The sequence below is a fragment of the Thalassoglobus neptunius genome (assembly GCF_007859735.1).
Lineage (GTDB): Bacteria > Planctomycetota > Planctomycetia > Planctomycetales > Planctomycetaceae > Thalassoglobus > Thalassoglobus neptunius.
Genome location: NZ_SIHI01000031.1, coordinates 23674 through 39967, shown reverse-complemented (window position 1 = coordinate 39967; position 16294 = coordinate 23674). Strand labels below are relative to the sequence as shown.

The 16294-nt window shown below is 51.6% G+C and carries 16 protein-coding genes; 8 read left to right on the top strand and 8 right to left on the bottom strand.

Annotation, left to right across the window (positions count from 1 at the left end; translation table 11 throughout):
* Positions 1-174 precede the first annotated feature (174 nt).
* The 3 genes from KOR42_RS21060 to KOR42_RS21050 all read left to right on the top strand — a co-directional run bounded on the left by KOR42_RS21060 (position 175) and on the right by KOR42_RS21050 (position 3231).
* Positions 175-1425: a hypothetical protein gene (locus tag KOR42_RS21060; protein ID WP_146511809.1), complete on the top strand. Its 1251-nt coding sequence runs from the start codon at positions 175-177 to the stop codon at positions 1423-1425.
* A 129-nt stretch (positions 1426-1554) separates the two neighbouring features.
* The gene (locus tag KOR42_RS21055) at positions 1555-1884 is read left to right on the top strand and encodes a hypothetical protein (RefSeq protein ID WP_146511808.1); all 330 of its coding nucleotides are present in this window, start codon (positions 1555-1557) and stop codon (positions 1882-1884) included.
* Positions 1885-2091: 207 nt separating this feature from the next.
* The gene (locus KOR42_RS21050; RefSeq protein WP_146511807.1) at positions 2092-3231 is read left to right on the top strand and encodes a hypothetical protein; all 1140 of its coding nucleotides are present in this window, start codon (positions 2092-2094) and stop codon (positions 3229-3231) included.
* A gap of 181 nt (positions 3232-3412) precedes the next feature.
* Here the strand turns inward: KOR42_RS21050 and KOR42_RS21045 are convergent, their stop codons facing one another.
* From KOR42_RS21045 to KOR42_RS21010, 8 genes are all read right to left on the bottom strand, one after another.
* On the bottom strand, positions 3413-3868 hold the full coding sequence (locus tag KOR42_RS21045; protein WP_146511806.1) for a hypothetical protein: 456 nt from the start codon (positions 3866-3868) through the stop codon (positions 3413-3415).
* Positions 3869-4049: 181 nt separating this feature from the next.
* The gene (locus KOR42_RS21040; protein WP_146511805.1) at positions 4050-5147 is read right to left on the bottom strand and encodes an amidohydrolase family protein; all 1098 of its coding nucleotides are present in this window, start codon (positions 5145-5147) and stop codon (positions 4050-4052) included.
* A 375-nt stretch (positions 5148-5522) separates the two neighbouring features.
* Positions 5523-6209: a PepSY-associated TM helix domain-containing protein gene (locus KOR42_RS21035; protein ID WP_146511804.1), complete on the bottom strand. Its 687-nt coding sequence runs from the start codon at positions 6207-6209 to the stop codon at positions 5523-5525.
* Positions 6210-6296: 87 nt separating this feature from the next.
* The gene (locus KOR42_RS21030; protein ID WP_146511803.1) at positions 6297-7835 is read right to left on the bottom strand and encodes a DUF2271 domain-containing protein; all 1539 of its coding nucleotides are present in this window, start codon (positions 7833-7835) and stop codon (positions 6297-6299) included.
* Positions 7836-8330: 495 nt separating this feature from the next.
* Positions 8331-8882, bottom strand: coding sequence for a hypothetical protein (locus KOR42_RS21025; protein ID WP_231741051.1), 552 nt, complete (start codon positions 8880-8882; stop codon positions 8331-8333).
* The gene (locus tag KOR42_RS21020) at positions 8864-9076 is read right to left on the bottom strand and encodes a hypothetical protein (RefSeq protein WP_146511801.1); all 213 of its coding nucleotides are present in this window, start codon (positions 9074-9076) and stop codon (positions 8864-8866) included. The genes KOR42_RS21025 and KOR42_RS21020 overlap by 19 nt, the downstream gene beginning before the upstream one ends.
* A 418-nt stretch (positions 9077-9494) precedes the next feature.
* Positions 9495-10340 carry a hypothetical protein gene (locus tag KOR42_RS21015; protein WP_146511800.1) on the bottom strand — a complete coding sequence of 282 codons (846 nt, stop codon included), beginning with the start codon at positions 10338-10340 and terminating at the stop codon, positions 9495-9497.
* Positions 10337-11452, bottom strand: a complete 1116-nt coding sequence (locus KOR42_RS21010) for a prenyltransferase/squalene oxidase repeat-containing protein (protein ID WP_197441420.1) — start codon at positions 11450-11452, stop codon at positions 10337-10339. The genes KOR42_RS21015 and KOR42_RS21010 overlap by 4 nt, the downstream gene beginning before the upstream one ends.
* A gap of 573 nt (positions 11453-12025) precedes the next feature.
* On the opposite strand from KOR42_RS21010, the gene KOR42_RS21000 reads away from it, so the two are divergent.
* The 5 genes from KOR42_RS21000 (at position 12026) to KOR42_RS20985 (ending at position 15834) form a co-directional block, all read left to right on the top strand.
* Positions 12026-13033: a DUF1559 domain-containing protein gene (locus tag KOR42_RS21000; protein WP_146511798.1), complete on the top strand. Its 1008-nt coding sequence runs from the start codon at positions 12026-12028 to the stop codon at positions 13031-13033.
* Positions 13034-13460: 427 nt separating this feature from the next.
* Positions 13461-13625, top strand: coding sequence for a hypothetical protein (locus KOR42_RS26905; protein WP_197441419.1), 165 nt, complete (start codon positions 13461-13463; stop codon positions 13623-13625).
* Between the two features lie 121 nt (positions 13626-13746).
* Positions 13747-14337: a DUF2271 domain-containing protein gene (locus tag KOR42_RS20995; protein WP_231741050.1), complete on the top strand. Its 591-nt coding sequence runs from the start codon at positions 13747-13749 to the stop codon at positions 14335-14337.
* Between the two features lie 37 nt (positions 14338-14374).
* Positions 14375-15178: a DUF4198 domain-containing protein gene (locus KOR42_RS20990; RefSeq protein WP_390620911.1), complete on the top strand. Its 804-nt coding sequence runs from the start codon at positions 14375-14377 to the stop codon at positions 15176-15178.
* Between the two features lie 38 nt (positions 15179-15216).
* Positions 15217-15834 carry an alpha/beta hydrolase gene (locus tag KOR42_RS20985; RefSeq protein WP_146511796.1) on the top strand — a complete coding sequence of 206 codons (618 nt, stop codon included), beginning with the start codon at positions 15217-15219 and terminating at the stop codon, positions 15832-15834.
* The last annotated feature ends 460 nt before the right edge of the window (positions 15835-16294 follow it).

Sequence of the window (16294 nt, the reverse complement as noted above, 5' to 3'; positions counted from 1 at the left end):
TCCGCAGCGTCGAACTCGCAAACCACCCGGTCCACCGACAATCAAGCCACCTTCAGCTGACCTGAACCTCCTCGCCCAAAAAATCACACCCCTAACACTGACTTCATACGGTTAACGGCGTTGGGTGCCACTGCTGGCTTGTCCTGCAGTGTTTGCTGGACGTACGATGGTTTGATGCAGACTCCTCACCGAAAGCGGATCAAGCACTTTCACGAAGCCGGGCATTTGCACGAGCTGACCTTCTCCTGTTATCGACGAATGACCTTGCTGATCAATGACCTTTGGAGAGCGATGTTCTCAAGGAGCATCGACCGTGCCACCCAGCCTAGAAGTATGGAAGAATTACTTCGTAAAGACCGGATTGTTCCGACAGAGAACGTGAACTGCATGTCCACGCAAGCGAGGACATGGCCCCCTTCGATTCGATCTAGCAATGCCACCCTGCTCCATTGGGAGGAAGTGGGACGTATGATTTTAGTGGCGGAATCAATGTTGACCTTACCCATTAGAAGGAAGGATTTATTGATGCAATATTGTTATGTCGTTTTATTGTTACTGGTTCGTTGTGCATGTGTATTCATCCAATCTGCGACATGCGAAGCGCAAAATTCTGTTCCTTCCGTCGAGGCGCTGTGTGATCAGATTTCATCCGTTTCAATAGTTGTAAATCCCGAACTACAAGCGGATGATGAAATACAGGCTGAGATTGCAGCTTGGACGGTTGCAAACTACAAAATGCACGAAATCTTTGTGTCTGCAATTCATTCTAATGCAGACAATTACGAAAATTTTATCAATTCGTATCTTGATGAGGCGCTTTCAAGAAATGGACGTGATGGTTTTAAGCTGCTTCTCGCAGCTGAAGGTGTCCTCTTCTCAATTCAGGCGTCAGCACGAATTCACAGTGTTGAATCAAGTGGTGAAACGTGGGTGAAGTGTTCTCGGGCATCGGCCGCGCACCAGATGAAACTGATTTCCAGTGATATTGACAAACGATCTGCGATTTTTCAGTTTATTGCCTGGCGCGGACGTAACTTTAATTCAAATCTGATGACTCTCGCCGTTTCGAATACGGTCGATCACATTAGGCGCAAGGAAGATATTGACTGGAACGGGCGTAATTTTGCGTTGCTTGCGATCGCAACAAATCGTGAGGATTTGGTTATTGGATTACCCCCAGGCAACTTAGAAGTGCGGTGTTCCGAGTGGGCAAAGTGGCTGACGCTTTTCTCGTCTACTCGCAAGCCAAGTTCTATCGGGCCTTTCTGGTACTCCGACTCTCGAAGTCCAAAATCTTCAATCGAAGACCCGTGGGCTAATGATGTTGATCTGCAAGGATTGCTCGTTCTTCCGAACACTCCGTTGCCTGGATGGACTGGCGAGTTGTTGAAATTTAAAGGAAGTGAACTTCCAAGTCATGGTTAATCAAAAGCGGTTGGGGAGTCGGCGTTAGTGGCGTAGCGACTGTCTTGGAAAGACAGGTTTGATTGGGATTTTTGTCAGGTTTTTCGTAACCGCGGGTGGCCCAGAATACTTTCTAGGAGGCGAAGCCGTTTGAAGCTGCTGTCCGACTTTGAACACGTCGAACAGCGTTTCGAATATGACGCGACAGAGATTGTGAAGACGAATAATTCTCGGGGATTACTCTATACGATTGAGGAGGGGATGACGACTCACCTCACCAGAGCGTATCATGATTCCGGAAGACTCACCGGTCAGACGTTTGGCAATTCCGTGAGCGAAACGCACATCTGCAACAATGATGGGACTGTCGCCTCAATTGCAGGTCCGGGAGGAATGTTCGCATATTCATACGACAAAACGAGGCAACTGAGACCGCCGACGGGGCAGGGAGGAAGATGGTCGAAGGTGGCAGCTGAGTGACTTGAAGCAATCACCGGTCTTCTCTCCGTAGGCAGTTGGACGACTGATTCCGAATGAGTCACAATTAGAGGCCTCGGGCTTCGAGATTGAAACCCGTTCCGAAGATCTTTCCTATCTGGAGTTTCAGGAGCGCATCGATTTCTCAACTGCATTACAATTCTCGGCATCAACCAAGCCCCGCGTCAAAGGAACCAGCAGGATCGAGTTGTGGCAGAGCATTCCACTGAGAGTTTCAGCCTCAAAGACCAGCTCTTCAATTCGGAGCGAGTCAATTATCTCGCCGACCTCTTTGCGTCGACAGACTCAGGATTCGACAAGGCAAATTTCGTCCGCCAGTCAATAGATCAACTCACGAAGCTGGAGTTAAAGCAGAGAGTCGTCCATCTAGCGAGTGTCCTTGAGAACTTCCTGTCCGATGATTTTCGCGTCGCAACTCGACAGATCACGTCAGCACTTCCACCGCCGCTTGATCCTTCGAAAACCGACAATGACTTCGGGGATTTTATTTTCGCTCCGCTCGGGGAGTATGTGGTTCGAAACGGACTCGAAAAGCGACATGTCAAACTTTCGCTACGAACCCTGAAACAGTTGACGATGCGATTCTCGATGGAAGACGCCATTCGCTCATTTATCAATGAGCACACTGAAGACACAATGGCCGAACTTGCGAAATGGGCGACTGATTCGAACTATCATGTGCGACGGCTCGCGAGCGAGGGCACGCGTCCCCGATTGCCCTGGTCGGGACGACTCGTCATTCCATGTACGTCTGCAATTCCCTTACTCGACACACTTCACGCCGATCCCACTCGGTATGTAACTCGCTCAGTTGCCAATCATCTGAACGACATTGCAAAGACGGATCCTTTGGTAGTCATCGAAACATTGACTCGCTGGAAAGATCTCGCAGTGCAGAACAGCCCTGAATTGCACTGGATGACAAAACACGCCTTGAGAACTTTGATCAAGAAAGGTGATTCGAAAGCTCTCGAAGTGCTGGGCTTCCGCTCAAACCCGAAGATTGAGATCTCGCAGTTCAGGTTAAAGCGTTCAACACTTAAATTTGGCGAGGCGCTCGAATTTTCATTTAACGTGACCGCAAAGCGAGACGAACCTGTACTGATCGATTATGTGATCGATTTCATGAAAGCCAATGGAACAACGAGCCCGAAAGTTTTTAAACTGAAACAGCTGGACCTCAAAAAAAGTTCTACGGTCACGATTAAGAAGAAACACGTGCTTAAAGCAAACGCAACTACTTACAAACTTTACCCCGGCGAACATGGTCTGACGTTGCAACTCAACGGTCGGGCAATGGACCAAGCGACTTTCAATCTTCGGAAATGATCTGGTTTTGCAAGAAGTGGTGATCGGTGAATGCTTCGGACAAGGGCGAACCCAGAATGGGGACAAGCATCCGGAATGACGTGACATGTCATTCGACGTCCTCGACGCGCAATGCGTGCTCCACAAAACGCCAAACGCGCTCGGCACCAGTGCATGTCGCGTCTCTATTCGACATGCCTTATCATTCTGACAGCAAGACCACACCAGTGAGTTCGATCGTGGGTCTGGATCGATGCGCCTTCAATTTGTTGAGTTGATCGAACGTCAGTCGGCAGCCGCGAAAATTGAGGTGAGTCAGTTTCGGTAGGCTCAAGATGGCTTGAATGTCCGATTCGACAAAGCAGATGCAAATCAGATTCAACTCTTCAATTTCAGTTCGAGATGCCAGCCATTGAGCCAATTCGCCAGCAGGTCCGTATCCTTCGACATAGACAATTTTGGTTCCGCATGGTTCGACCGAATTCGTGAGTCGACCTGCTTCTTTGAGTCGAATGTTGATAGAAACACTTTTGGCCAACGCATGACCTGACAAAGCAAAGTCCTGCTTTGCACACAAATTCTCAACTAAAACCGATGACCAGAACGCAAATCCCATCCCAAGCATCAACAGCATTCTATTGCACGTTACCAACACCATCAGTGACTCCTTGTCGAGGGGCGAGTCATCTTCCTTGACGATCCAGCAGCAGGGTCCTCCCGTTCCCCCGCTGTTGTTTATGCCCAGCCAGACTGAACACATACAACTCACTTGCAATCTGTGTGCACCTAGAAAGGTGTACGCGATCAGAGCTGTGGCGTCAAGTCAGCCGAGTTCTCAATCACGCGGAGGCGCCGGTTGCCTTCGAACATTCTTTGACTCTTACGCTTCGACGAGCTTCATCGAAGATTCGCTCATAATTCCCCTTCAACAGAAGGTGCTTCGCTTCAGGAGTCAGTTGCGACAACAGAGGTTCGTACATTTCGTAGACCTCGAGATACTGCTCCTGCGTCTTGGGAGCTACACAATCGGTTCCGAACAAAAAGCGAGTCGGAAAGCGATTGATTAAGTCGGCGGTCGCTTCAATCGCTTCCGGTTTCCCCACCAGGTATTTCGCTGTTTCATCCCATGAGATGTCAAAGTGAATGTTCTTCGATTCGCGTTCGCGCAGCCCACGTTCCACCATCGCCAGTTGATCCTTGACCGGCCTGACGACTCGTCCCAAACCGATATGTGCCCAAATGACGACGGTTTCGGGATGTCGATCTGCGAGTTCTTTGAGCTTGACGACGATGTAAGGATCTTGATCCGGACGAGGGAAGGGCGTATTGACGTCGCAGTGAAGAACAACTGGAAGTCCGACCTCACCGGCGAATTCGAGAATGCGATCCAACGCCTTGTTCTCCAGCGTGGCTACCTCTCCTGAGATTTTCGAGGAAACGAATTCCTTGTGGATCGAGAACTCGCCGATTCCCGAGAAAACTCCCGGAAAAGTCATCAGGACGCGCCGGATATGGTCGGCCGCGTACATGTCGGTCGGATTGAACCCGGTGATCATGGGGTCAAAACGTTTTCGCTCCTCGGGCTTAAGGCGAAGGTACTCGTGAGCGATAATGGCATCTGTAAATGAATAATAGTAAAGCGGCGCATCAGTCTGAGTGTAATATGTCGGCGCGAAGTCGCCGGTATTGGCATACATCCACTGTTGCTGCAATGGAATTCCGCTCACCATGCTTCGCCCCACCTTCGTCCCCATCAGTCGAAGAAACTCTGACAGACTCGGCCCCTCCTGGACATAATTCGTCAAATGAAAATGGGAGTCATGAAAGAGAACTCCTTCGTCAGATTTTGGATCGCTGGCGGAAGCAACGCTAAAATGGCAACCAATTACGATAACCCAAGCACTCAACGAAAGTGCCTGACGCGGTGATCGACTCATCAAGTTTCCCTTGTTCTATTTTCGTTCTAGAGTGAAACTCACAGGGCTCTTTAGCGTTTACTATCACCTCGCAAGCCTCAACAAACCTGCGAAGAGCTGCTCCAGATTTCACTGAAATTGCAGCAAGCACCGGGCAGACATGAGAAACTGTATTGTCCATGGGATGAAAAGAGTGATTTCGAAACACGAATACAACACTCGCAAAATCCATCCTGGATCGCCAATGTTGACTCGCGAGAAGCGAGATTCAAGACCAAGACTTCATCGAAATCATGAGCTCGGTATTCCCAGCTTTCGGGGATTCTGAAACTTCTCCCCGCATGTTGCAAGTTGGTCCATCGGAATCTTGCGTCCTTGTCCAGCTGCTCGAAAGCGTTATGGCACCCAGATCGCCCAGGAAGCGACCAACACGACAGTTCCGATGAAGGCTGTAATCACTCCGGAAAGCCGGAGGCGACGAACATAGAAGAGCAGGCCGAAGCCGGAGAACGACAAGAGCATCGTGAGGACAGCAGAGATATCAATGACCAGGCTCCACTCTGCTCCTGAATCTCGCCCTTTGTGAAGATCGTTCATGACTGCCATCAGCCCACTCGCCGTTTCCGCCAGAGTGTATTCTCCGGTTTCGTGATCGAGGAAGATGTCCGCAGCATACCCCGGCCCCTTGAAAACGATCATGCACTCAAATTCGTCCACTTCAAATTCCGTGACCCGCCCCTTGAGGTGATGTTCCGCGCGCAGCAATTCGGCGATGGCGAGTTCGTCGACAGTGATCTTGAGTTCAGAGACATCCCCCTGCGGACCGGTCGGACTTTCAACGACACCCCCGATGACAGTATCAGGAATCTCTCCCTGTAAGTCACGAATCGTTTGCTCACCTGCACCAAACCATGTTGGATGGTTAAGAGTCATCCCAGTAAAAGCAAAAAACATCAAGGTTGCGAAACCGAACATTGAGAAGTAGATGTGAACCCATCGAAATGCCGCTGCACTCTTCGCATACCATTTACGCTTTCGAGGAGGACTCTGCTGTTCCTCGAAGAGACCGGTTGACGTGACCATAAAAAGAATTCCACAAGCAGAGCGGACACTCGATTGCAAATTTTTCGAGTGTAGAAAACATGCAACTTAACAACTCGAGTTTAATGTTTAATGATCAGGCCAGGGAACATAGCGAAAAGAGGCATCATTGATTTCATCGTTGCCTTTCAGCTCCTGATCCTCGATGGGTTGCGTGCCGAGTTGCACCGATTGCCGGATAATCTGATAAGTTCCGTGTTCGCGAGCAACTTCCAAGCAGAGCGTGTATTTCCCGTAAGGAAGTCTTCTCCCTAAGTTGTCTGTTCCATCGAAATGAGCATCGTATTCCCCCGGTCCGCGAGTCGCTGAGGAAACTGTTTCAATCAAATTCGACTCTTCGACAATTCTTCGAAGTCGGTCGCTCCGATACCACCGAGTCAAGTCCCTGTACCAGCGAGCCCCCAGCTGTTCCTTCATTAGCCACAAGACAGCTATTTTGACTGGATATCCAACTTCGTCTTCAAGCCAGACCGCTACGTACGGTCGTCGATATCGTCCACCAGTCTGGCGAGGCAAACTGAAGTCGACAAAAATTCCATGGGCCGGTGTTTTCACTTCCGCAGAGTCGTCCTCTGGGACTTCTTCTTCAAACGCAACGAAACTCAGTCCAGCGCGAGAACCACTTGTCGGCCATCCCGAAGAGACGGTCACCTCTCCTTGCTCATCCAAAATCAGGCATTCAAAACCGGGGATCTTTTCAATCAAACGGATTCCGTCGTGCATTCCAAGAACACTTACAGCCGTCGCAGCTGCGTCGGATTCCATTGCCGTTGGGGCGATCACCGTTGCGCTCACAACCGTTTTCACTGGTTGTCCTGTGCGGGGATCTAAAATGTGGGAGTACTGATGCCCATCAATTTTATAGGTTCTGTGATATCCGCCACTCGTCGCCACACCAGCTTCCCCTACGATTTCCACTCTCGCCAGCGGTGTCGTATTTACAGCTGGATTTTCCGGATCCGCGATAGCAACAAACAGTGCATCTTGACCTGTCTTCCGAAGATCTCCTCCAATGTTGATCGTCATTTGGCGAACCGACGGGAAACGAGCTTCGATCAACATGCATACCGAATCCAGAATATAACCTTTCGCGAGCCCATCTAAGCTGACCGGAAGGTTATCGTTCCGATCGAATGATCGACTCGATTCTTTTCGCCACGGAGAACACGTCAGTTGCTCTGTCACCAACTTCAGTTGCTCACCGGATGGAAGATGATTGTCCTTCTCTGCTTGATCCCAAATGGCATCGAGAACCCCGGAGCGAACATCGAATGCCCCACCGGTTCGCACCCTCCATTGCTCCGCATGCGATAGAACAATGGCCAGATCGTCTGAGATTCCCCTGACATTCTCTCCGCGTTGCCACCGCATCAATTCGCTGTCGACTTTGTAGCGACTCAAAATCTGATCAAGTCGATCAATCTCTTCCAGGACAGTTGATTCAACTTGCGCGGCGACATCTTCCGAATCGATATCAACCCGGATTTCAAGTGAAGTCCCGAGGACGTTCTCGTGAAAGTATTGAAAGTCGCTGGCTGACGCTGTCTGTGCTCGTGCCAAAACACCGAACACAAAAAGAAACGGCAGAAAGGCTCTGAAGATAGTCATAGGATGGAAGTCTTCCCGTCTAATTAAACTTAAAATGCGAACCTGCCGCAGACCGAAGTACAAATAGGTTGCTATGCGAAAACTGAGCGTACCTCAAGATTCCAAATTACCCTTGTCGAGTATGGCTCGATCGCTGCCATCGGTTCGCATTCTTAACTCATACGAAAAGAGATGGCACAAGGACGAACATTAACCCACGACGAAATTCGGAAAGCAGCCGAGTATTGATCTGACGAAAGTCCTTCGTCACGGCGGTTCTTCCGAACATTCCCATCAACTGTGAACGCTCCACACCGCTTCTGTGGAGCGATAGCATCGCACGGAACTTTCGAATCCGCGGATTTCGGCGGATGAAGCGTCGACGAAAAGAAAAATCGACGGCTTTCCATACCAACATGAAAAGGCCGATCAACAGAAAAATTTCCAAGTGCTTTGCGAGCAATTCGAACGACTCCATCTCGAATTAGTCCTTTCGCTTGTCGTTGCAGAAACTCTTTAGCAGTCGCTCAAATACTCTCTCAGCTCGAGTTGCAGCAGCCTCTCGCGACACAAGATGACTCGGCGATAGTCACCAACGTTTTCGCAAAGCTCAACAATTCGCTGCAAACAATTCTGGCAATCGACTTGTCTTATCTGCACATTCGAAAGATCTTGAATCAGCTCGTAAGCCTCATCTTCTCTTTGATGACCGACGAACAGCTTCGCCAATCCGATGCGAAAACAGACTCGTTCCGGGTCAAGCGAGATCGCATGTCGAGCCAATGCCTCAGTCACACTCGTTGGGTATCCGCAACGTCCGACGTAGTACCCGAGATCGTAAAACGCCTGTGCATGATCGGGGTCTTGTTCCGTCGCTGCGCGTGCCGCCTGAAGAGCAGCCCCCGGCTCACCGAGGGAATCAAGACCTGCCGCTACCTGTAGAAGCAAGTCCGTTGTCAGGGCGGGTTCATCCACGAGATCCACTAGCAAATCACGACCAAGTCGCTCTTGCCCGACTCCCACGTACCCCAGAGCAAGACAAACACGACTCACTGATCGCAGCGGCACATACAGGGAGGCTCTCTCAATCGCAGACACCGAAACTGCGAGACGTCCGCGACTATATTGAATGAGCCCCAGCCCCCCCATCCTCGACCGTCTTCCTTCTGATGGCGAAGAAATTCCTTGGTCAACTTGAGGGAGTCTTCGAATTCACCCGATTCATAAGCTTTGAGAGCATCCTCAAACAATGCAGCCGTCATACTGATACTCCGGGAAGTACTGACCAATGAAAATGTTTGCTGCTTTCAACCTGGAGACGAAACCGAAAGAGTCAGCAACAAGGATTTCCATCAAGCCCGCACATAGCAGGACGAAATTTCCACAACGCAAAGGAGTGCTAGCTGCCTGGGCAAAAGACCGTGGGTGGCTGGCCATGTCGCCGTTTCCTGGGCGGTCACCAATATCAAATGTGACCAACCCCACTCCAAGCTCAGAGCTAAACGGGGTGCCCAACATGATATTAAGACTCATTCTCAATAAATGGTAAACTTTGTCAAGCCAAACGCGATCGGCAATGCGGATTATCCGAGAAACACACCAGTCGAGTCGTCGCCCACCGTAAAGATCGAGTCATTCCAACCCCACCCGGCGACAACCAGGGCACCTCGCCTCACCTGATCACAGAGAACCCGAAGGCTCCGGACCAGACAGCGCGTAGCGAACCAGAAAGAGTTTGTCCGCCACCATAAAGCTTGCCTTTGGCGAGTAGTTCTGTTGCAACCCTCCCGCAAAGCTTGCCGGGGCATTTTCGACAACTCGCCACTCAAACCAGACATCCGATGAGCCGCCGGAGAGTTGAAACCGGATGGACTCTCCGGGCGTCCGTTCAACTGCCGCGATTCGCAACTCCGTCTTGGGAACACACGCCTCTCCCAACATCAGCAATGTGCGAGGAGTGCCGTAAGGATACCCCAGAAACGCACCGAATCCCTCGATCTCACCATCCTGATCCGGCCATTCCTCTTCGAGCTGCCTTGCGAACTCGCTGACACCTTCAACGTGGCGAGCAAGTTCCATCGACTGCCCACGGAGGCGAATCACGTCCCAATTCACCCCCAGCAGAAGCCACCCAATTCCAATCGCACCAGCGAATATTGGGAGAACAAGCTCGCCAGCATTGCGGACTCCTTTCAACGAGAGAATAACAAGCAGCAGCGAGAAACAAGAGAGCAAAACCCCAAGCATGGCCGCCCCCTGAGATGCCCCAGCCCCCAGAGCGTCAGCAACAGCTGGAACGTACACACCCCAGGGCTGAGACCACCAGCGAAACTTATTCAGGAAGGGCGATGACCGAGATGGGGCACCAGAATCAAAGTAGACCCAAGTCACTACGACAGCCAGAAACAGAGCGTTGAGAGCGACCAACAGGACCACACCACGCAGCCAGTACTGCTTGCCACGAAAGTTTGACAACTCGCTCTCAGCCCCCGACGTTTCTGCTGCCTGAGGCACACCGTCAGTCATTCTTCGGAACCCTTTGCATGGGACAGCGAAAGCAACGCAAAGGCGGTGCAGAGATTCGCATCATTTTCAAACCATTGACGATTTTCATTGACCCAAGAACCGTCGGGGCGTTGTGACTTCCCGAGATGAAGAACAAGATCCGTCCGCCAATCCTTCTCTCCATCAGGGGTCGAAATCACTTCCAACCCAGACGCATCCAGCGCAGTCCCAAATGTGTGAAAGTAATAATACAACCCCGCGATTCCTTGCCCGGGATTTTCCTGCAGGGAGTAATTCGCGGAAATCCACTCAAGGACGGCCTTCGCCCGAGGGTCGTCTTTCTCAAGCCCAGCATAGACCAGACTTTTGAAACCGGCGTACGACATCGAACCATAACTTCTCAGACCGCCATTTTCCGTGTACCGTTCTGAAGCCGAGGGATCGACCGTTTCCGTTGGGATGACATAGTAGAACCCGCCATCCTTCACCTTGTCCGCGAACACAGTGTCATTCCACTGGGCATCAAGGTTTTGACAACGTGAAACAAACACCAACGCCCTCAGAATCGCGGGATCATCGGGTGGAGTGTCGAGAGATTTCAGTGCCTCGATAAAGAATGCTGTATTCGAAAGATCAGGCCGCTCCTTGCCGCTGTACCCAACTCCCCCGAAGTGGGAATCCGACTCGGAAATCTCGTCGTCAACGCCGACTTGCAGGCCGCGAACAAATCGGCCCGCATTCTTAAGGGCAGTGTCGTAGCGACCGTCTCCGGCAACGGAATTTGCTTCCGCAAGAGCCATGATCGCTACGCAGGTTTCATAATTACGCAACCGATCACTCGAATAGATCCCACCATTCGGCTGAATCTTCCCTTCAAGATACGAGAGTCCGCGCGCAACAAGGGGGTCACTTAACGGAAGACCGTTCTTCAATCCGGCAGCGACCGCCAGGGAGGTCACTCCTGAACCGACACGCGCGGACAGAGAGCCATCTTCCTCCTGGCCTTGTTCACGCAGAAATGCCAGCCCTTTCTGCACAATCTCGCTCCGCTTCGCTTCGACAGAGTCTGACGACTCTCCGACCTGCGCGGGAATCGCCGCAACCGCCAGAGTGAATACCAGATTTACGATCATCAAATCACGCTTTCTTTTTTGCGATCAATTGCCCGCTCACACGAGAACAGCAGGGGCCGTTCAACAGAGGGGGCAGTGAAAAGGATGGGGCTGAACTCAAGATGAAGCAACAACATCGCAATGTCTGTTCCAATCACTTCAGCCTGAAATCCACGCTTTATTCCCTCAGCGAGTAAGCGACAGCGACCGCCTTTTCGCCATGGGTGGCGAAATTCTCGCCACGCTCCCGCAAGAGCAACCACAACCAATCTCCAACTGATCGCAATCGAAAAAACGTGAAACACGGACCATGCAGGACCGCCGCGAAGTGAACAGCATTGCCGCGTCTTTTGAAAAACACGCTTGAGTAACGAGAATCCGAAGACCGGCGTGCGATTTGCTTCCGTCTTGGAATGCGATCTGCGAGCCAAAAGTCTTCACCAAAACCTTGCACGAAAATCCGCGCCCCGCTAATCTACTGACACTGAGACCCCGTCTCAACTCGATCCAACGGTGCGACGGCAAGAGCTTTGGCCAGAGTCATCGCTGAATCCGTTTAAAACAAAGCCATTTTTTCCGCCAGGAAGCCCGCCCATGCGTTCCGTTTCAACAAGCGGCACTCCCAAACGTCCCGCTTTCACGCTCATTGAGTTGCTTGTCGTCATCGCGATCATTGCAATCCTGATTGCTTTGCTTCTTCCAGCCGTTCAGCAGGCCCGCGAAGCTGCCCGACGAACACAGTGCAAAAACAACATGAAGCAACTCGGCCTGGCACTGCACAACTACATGAGCACATATGCAGAAATGCTCCCCAGTGCAGGAAACACCTTGGAAGCTGGATACCCGGACGACTTTTCCCCACTGGCCCGACTGTTGCCATATTGCGATCAGGCCAACCTGCAAAACCTCATTGACTGGGACCTCCACCTCGGACACCCGGCCGCTCAACCACTTCCCCCAGAGATGGTTCCGGTCGCGAAAACCATTGTTCCCATGTTCATGTGCCCAAGCGATCCCGCACCTCCCGTGGCAATTGAGCCGTTCCAGAACACTTTCGAGTATGCAGGGTGTAATTATGCGGCCAATGGCGGCGACGGAACGGATGACGGGACCAATCAACTCCATCCAATCAATCGCAATAACGGACTCTTCTGGTGTTCTTCAGGCACACGAATTCGTGACTGCATTGATGGGACGTCAAACACAATCGCATTTGCCGAGTCAACACGCGGTCCCGGGAGCGACACGACCGGAACGGACAACGACGTTCGACTCTACCGGATGTATTTCGTGGCACAGCCGTATGACGCCGTTGCCGCCGCACCGCCACACCAAAACACAGACGGCTTCCGACTGACGTCATGGCTGCGAGCAGTCATCCCCGGAGGCTGCGTGATGAACGGGTACCTCACCCCAAACAGTGACATTCCGGACGCTGCCTGGGGATCTTCCAAAGCAACAGCTGCACGAAGCCATCACACGGGAGGAGCACAGTTCTTAATGATGGACGGAAGCGTTCATTTCATCAGCGACTCCGTCGATCGCGATGTCTATCGAGGAGCATGGACTGCCGGTGGTGGCGAAGTTGAAACGCCATTCTAAGGCAAGCCAACACCTTGTCCGGCCGATGTTGCCCCGTTGCGATAACAAGCCGGAGACCACTGAACTCAACTGTCGCTTGTCCGATGATCTCGCTTTGTTCGTCATTTTGCCACCCGATGTCTGGCATCATTCTCGTGACGATCATGAGCGACTTTGTCGATTGGCCCAAGCCCCTCACTCTTTCGAAACGACTCCGTTGAGACGTTGGAGCTCCCCAAGCCTGAAACAGCACCACGAATCAGCTTGATCCTAAAACTGGCGAACGAAGCAACTCAGATCCCTCTGCTCACTCCTGATTCTCACAGTTCTGCTCGGATGCAGTGGTAACGAAGTCGCCCCTCCCTCAGAAGCTGACATCGAAGCAACCGCTGCCGGTCTTGCGAAAGAATCACAGATCCGGTTCCTGATTACTGAAGACCTGAAACTGATGTCACTACAACTGACGCCGACCGGAAATGGCAACTACACCGCAACGGGAAGCGACAGGAGAAAGATCTCCTACGAAATCACAATCAATCAGACACCGGGAAAGATTGAATACCAGTGGACAAACTCGAAGGGAAAGAAGGGGAAAGGGGCGTTGAACTATTAAAGCGTTCAGTCAGTTTTCAGACGTTTCGTGAAGCGAGTGAATTTCTCCGGAGACTCGCTCTCTGAGGTTCCAGACACGAAAGCACATCTCCCCCGAAGCACTTCTTTTTCAGGATATTACAATGAGCCAAGCTATAAATTCGAAGCGTTTGGCAATTCTAGGAATGAGCTGTTTCTTATCAATTTCTGCACTCTTCAGAAACCTGCAACAACAAAGCCTCGCCGAAGAGCCAGAAACGCGCAGCGAAATCCCCATGCTGATCAGCGTTGAACTTCCGCGAATCCGAGTGCGCGAGTATCACCGTCCCTATGTCGCTGTCTGGATCGAGGACGAATCACGCACATTGGTGAAACACGTTGCTGTCTGGTTTCAGCAAGGTGTGAACGACGAAGGGCATGGAGAGAAATGGCTTCCCGACTTGCGACAATGGTGGCGTCGAGGCGGCCGGAACATGGATGACGCTGTCGACGCTGTGTCAGGTGCGACTCGCGGCGCTGGCCAACATCGCATTCGCGTGACAGAAGACAAACTCAAAGACTTGAAACCCGGACAATATAATGCGGTGGTCGAAGCGGCACGTGAAGTGGGCGGACGCGAACTGGTCCGTCTCCCGTTTCAATGGCCACCGCAAGCGAAGCAACAAGCTCAAGAATCGGGAGAGACTGAACTCGGTTCAGTCTCACTTCAAGTTTCCGCCCCTCGTGCGGACTGACTTTCGCCCCCACTCCTAACAGTGAGATTCGATGATGATTCAACGATCTGCTTTAACACTTTTCATGCTGACAATTCTGAGCAACACTTGCTTCGCTCATAAGCTGTGGATTCTTCCATCTCAAACGCAATTCGCAGGAGATGATGCCTGGGTCACCGTCGATGCCTGTGCTTCCAACGATTTGTTTTACTTCAACCACGTTCCATTGCAGCTGCAATTTCTGGAGATCGTGGCTCCCGATGGAACAGAAGCTGAGGCAGTCAACAAGTCGATGGGAAAATACCGCAGTGTTTTTGATGTCGAACTGACTCAAAACGGTACATACCGCATCGCCCTCATGAGCAAGTTCTGCTTTGCGTCATGGGAGAAAGACGGAGAACGAAAGCGATGGCGTGGTCTGCCCAGCGAACTTAAGGAAGCCGTTCCCGCCGACGCGACCGAGTTCCAGGTCGCAGAAAGTCTTGGACGCCTCGAGACGTTTGTGACAAAGAACACTCCCACTACGAAAGCAATGACACCGATTGGCGACGGACTGGAAATGATTCCGGTCACTCACCCGAACGATCTGTACACCGGTGAAGACGCGACTTTTCGAATGCTGGTAAACGGCGAACCTCGTGAAGGACTTGAGGTAGCTGTCATCCGGGGCGGGACTCGCTATCGCAATCAATTGGAAGAGACAAAAGCCGTAACAAATGCCCATGGTGAATTCACCGTCAAATGGGATGAACCCGGAATGTATTGGATCTCGACCTCGGCACAAGACCAGAAAACTTCTCTCGAACATGCGGACACCCGCTATCTGGTTTTCTCCGCAACCCTTGAAGTTCTTCCAGAATAAACTGGGATGTTTGTATTTGCCGTTGCCGGAATCGAGTTATGCATCGCATCTTTTACATCTTGGGAATTGCAATATTGAGCGTTCGTCTCGGAATGGCTGCTGATCCTTCCGGAGTGATTTCCGGTTCCGAGGCGCAACAAGTCGGAATTCCCGACACGGCACAATTCGACATGCGTTCGGTTGACGGCAAGAGCTACCGCATCTTCGTCGCTCAACCGAGTGGCGAGCGGCCCAAGCAGGGTTGGCCCGTCGTGTATCACACCGATGGCAATTCCAGCTTCCCGATTGTGGTCGCAGTTGTTGAAGGCCAATCGCGAAATCATCGTCCAGCCGTCGTCGTGGGGATCGGATACACTGAAAGCAATCCTGTCCTCCGACGGGCTCGTCGAACTTTCGATTTAACCCCACCAGCAGATCAAGAATGGCTCAGGACGAAAGCGAAACCGTTTTCCGATGCGAAGACTGGCGGGTGCCAAAAATTCTTCGACTTCATTCAACACGAACTGAAACCGGAGATCGAGCGCCGCTTTGAAATCGACACAAATCGCCAGACTCTGTTTGGCCATTCTTTCGGCGGCCTCTTCACTCTCCACATGTTTCTCACCAACCCGGAGAGCTTTCAGACGTTCATTGCGTCCAGCCCGTCTTTGTGGTGAAACAGCGGCTCCTTAATCAACGAAGAGAAGACGTTCGTTCAACGATTTGGAAACAGAATCGAAGCATCAGTTCCGGAAAGCTCTTCACGGAAACTCGCAAGCGAACATAACGAAACTCACGCTGAACTCCCTGCTGGACAGAATCAACTCTCTCGCATTACACGTCTTCTTGTGACAGTCGGTGAATTCGAATTGAACCCACCACGTCATCTGCAGCTGGAAAAGCCACCGGCTTTCCGAGCTGAGACCGAAGTTGGGGACGCCAGAGACTTCGCCGAGCGACTGAAGTCACGAGAGATTCACAACCTCGACGTGCACTTTCGAGAGATCCCCGAAGCACATCATGGAAGTGCTGAACTTCCAGCTGTGAGTAGGGGGATTCAATTCTCTCTTGCAGACTGAATCGCAACTGACCATTGATCTCGCAGCACATACTTGAACATATTCTCGTCCATCAATC

Excerpts from the sequence above, each read along its gene's own strand:
- KOR42_RS21060 (WP_146511809.1), top strand. The coding sequence starts at position 175 with ATGCAGACTCCTCACCGAAAGCGGATCAAGCACTTTCACGAAGCCGGG.
- KOR42_RS21015 (WP_146511800.1), bottom strand. The coding sequence starts at position 10,340 with ATGACTGACGGTGTGCCTCAGGCAGCAGAAACGTCGGGGGCTGAGAGC.
- KOR42_RS21010 (WP_197441420.1), bottom strand. The coding sequence starts at position 11,452 with ATGATCGTAAATCTGGTATTCACTCTGGCGGTTGCGGCGATTCCCGCG.
- KOR42_RS20995 (WP_231741050.1), top strand. The coding sequence starts at position 13,747 with ATGAGCCAAGCTATAAATTCGAAGCGTTTGGCAATTCTAGGAATGAGC.
- KOR42_RS21030 (WP_146511803.1), bottom strand. The coding sequence starts at position 7,835 with ATGACTATCTTCAGAGCCTTTCTGCCGTTTCTTTTTGTGTTCGGTGTT.
- KOR42_RS26905 (WP_197441419.1), top strand. The coding sequence starts at position 13,461 with ATGTCACTACAACTGACGCCGACCGGAAATGGCAACTACACCGCAACG.
- KOR42_RS20985 (WP_146511796.1), top strand. The coding sequence starts at position 15,217 with ATGCATCGCATCTTTTACATCTTGGGAATTGCAATATTGAGCGTTCGT.
- KOR42_RS21045 (WP_146511806.1), bottom strand. The coding sequence starts at position 3,868 with ATGGTGTTGGTAACGTGCAATAGAATGCTGTTGATGCTTGGGATGGGA.
- KOR42_RS21020 (WP_146511801.1), bottom strand. The coding sequence starts at position 9,076 with ATGACGGCTGCATTGTTTGAGGATGCTCTCAAAGCTTATGAATCGGGT.
- KOR42_RS21000 (WP_146511798.1), top strand. The coding sequence starts at position 12,026 with ATGCGTTCCGTTTCAACAAGCGGCACTCCCAAACGTCCCGCTTTCACG.
- KOR42_RS21040 (WP_146511805.1), bottom strand. The coding sequence starts at position 5,147 with ATGAGTCGATCACCGCGTCAGGCACTTTCGTTGAGTGCTTGGGTTATC.
- KOR42_RS21035 (WP_146511804.1), bottom strand. The coding sequence starts at position 6,209 with ATGGTCACGTCAACCGGTCTCTTCGAGGAACAGCAGAGTCCTCCTCGA.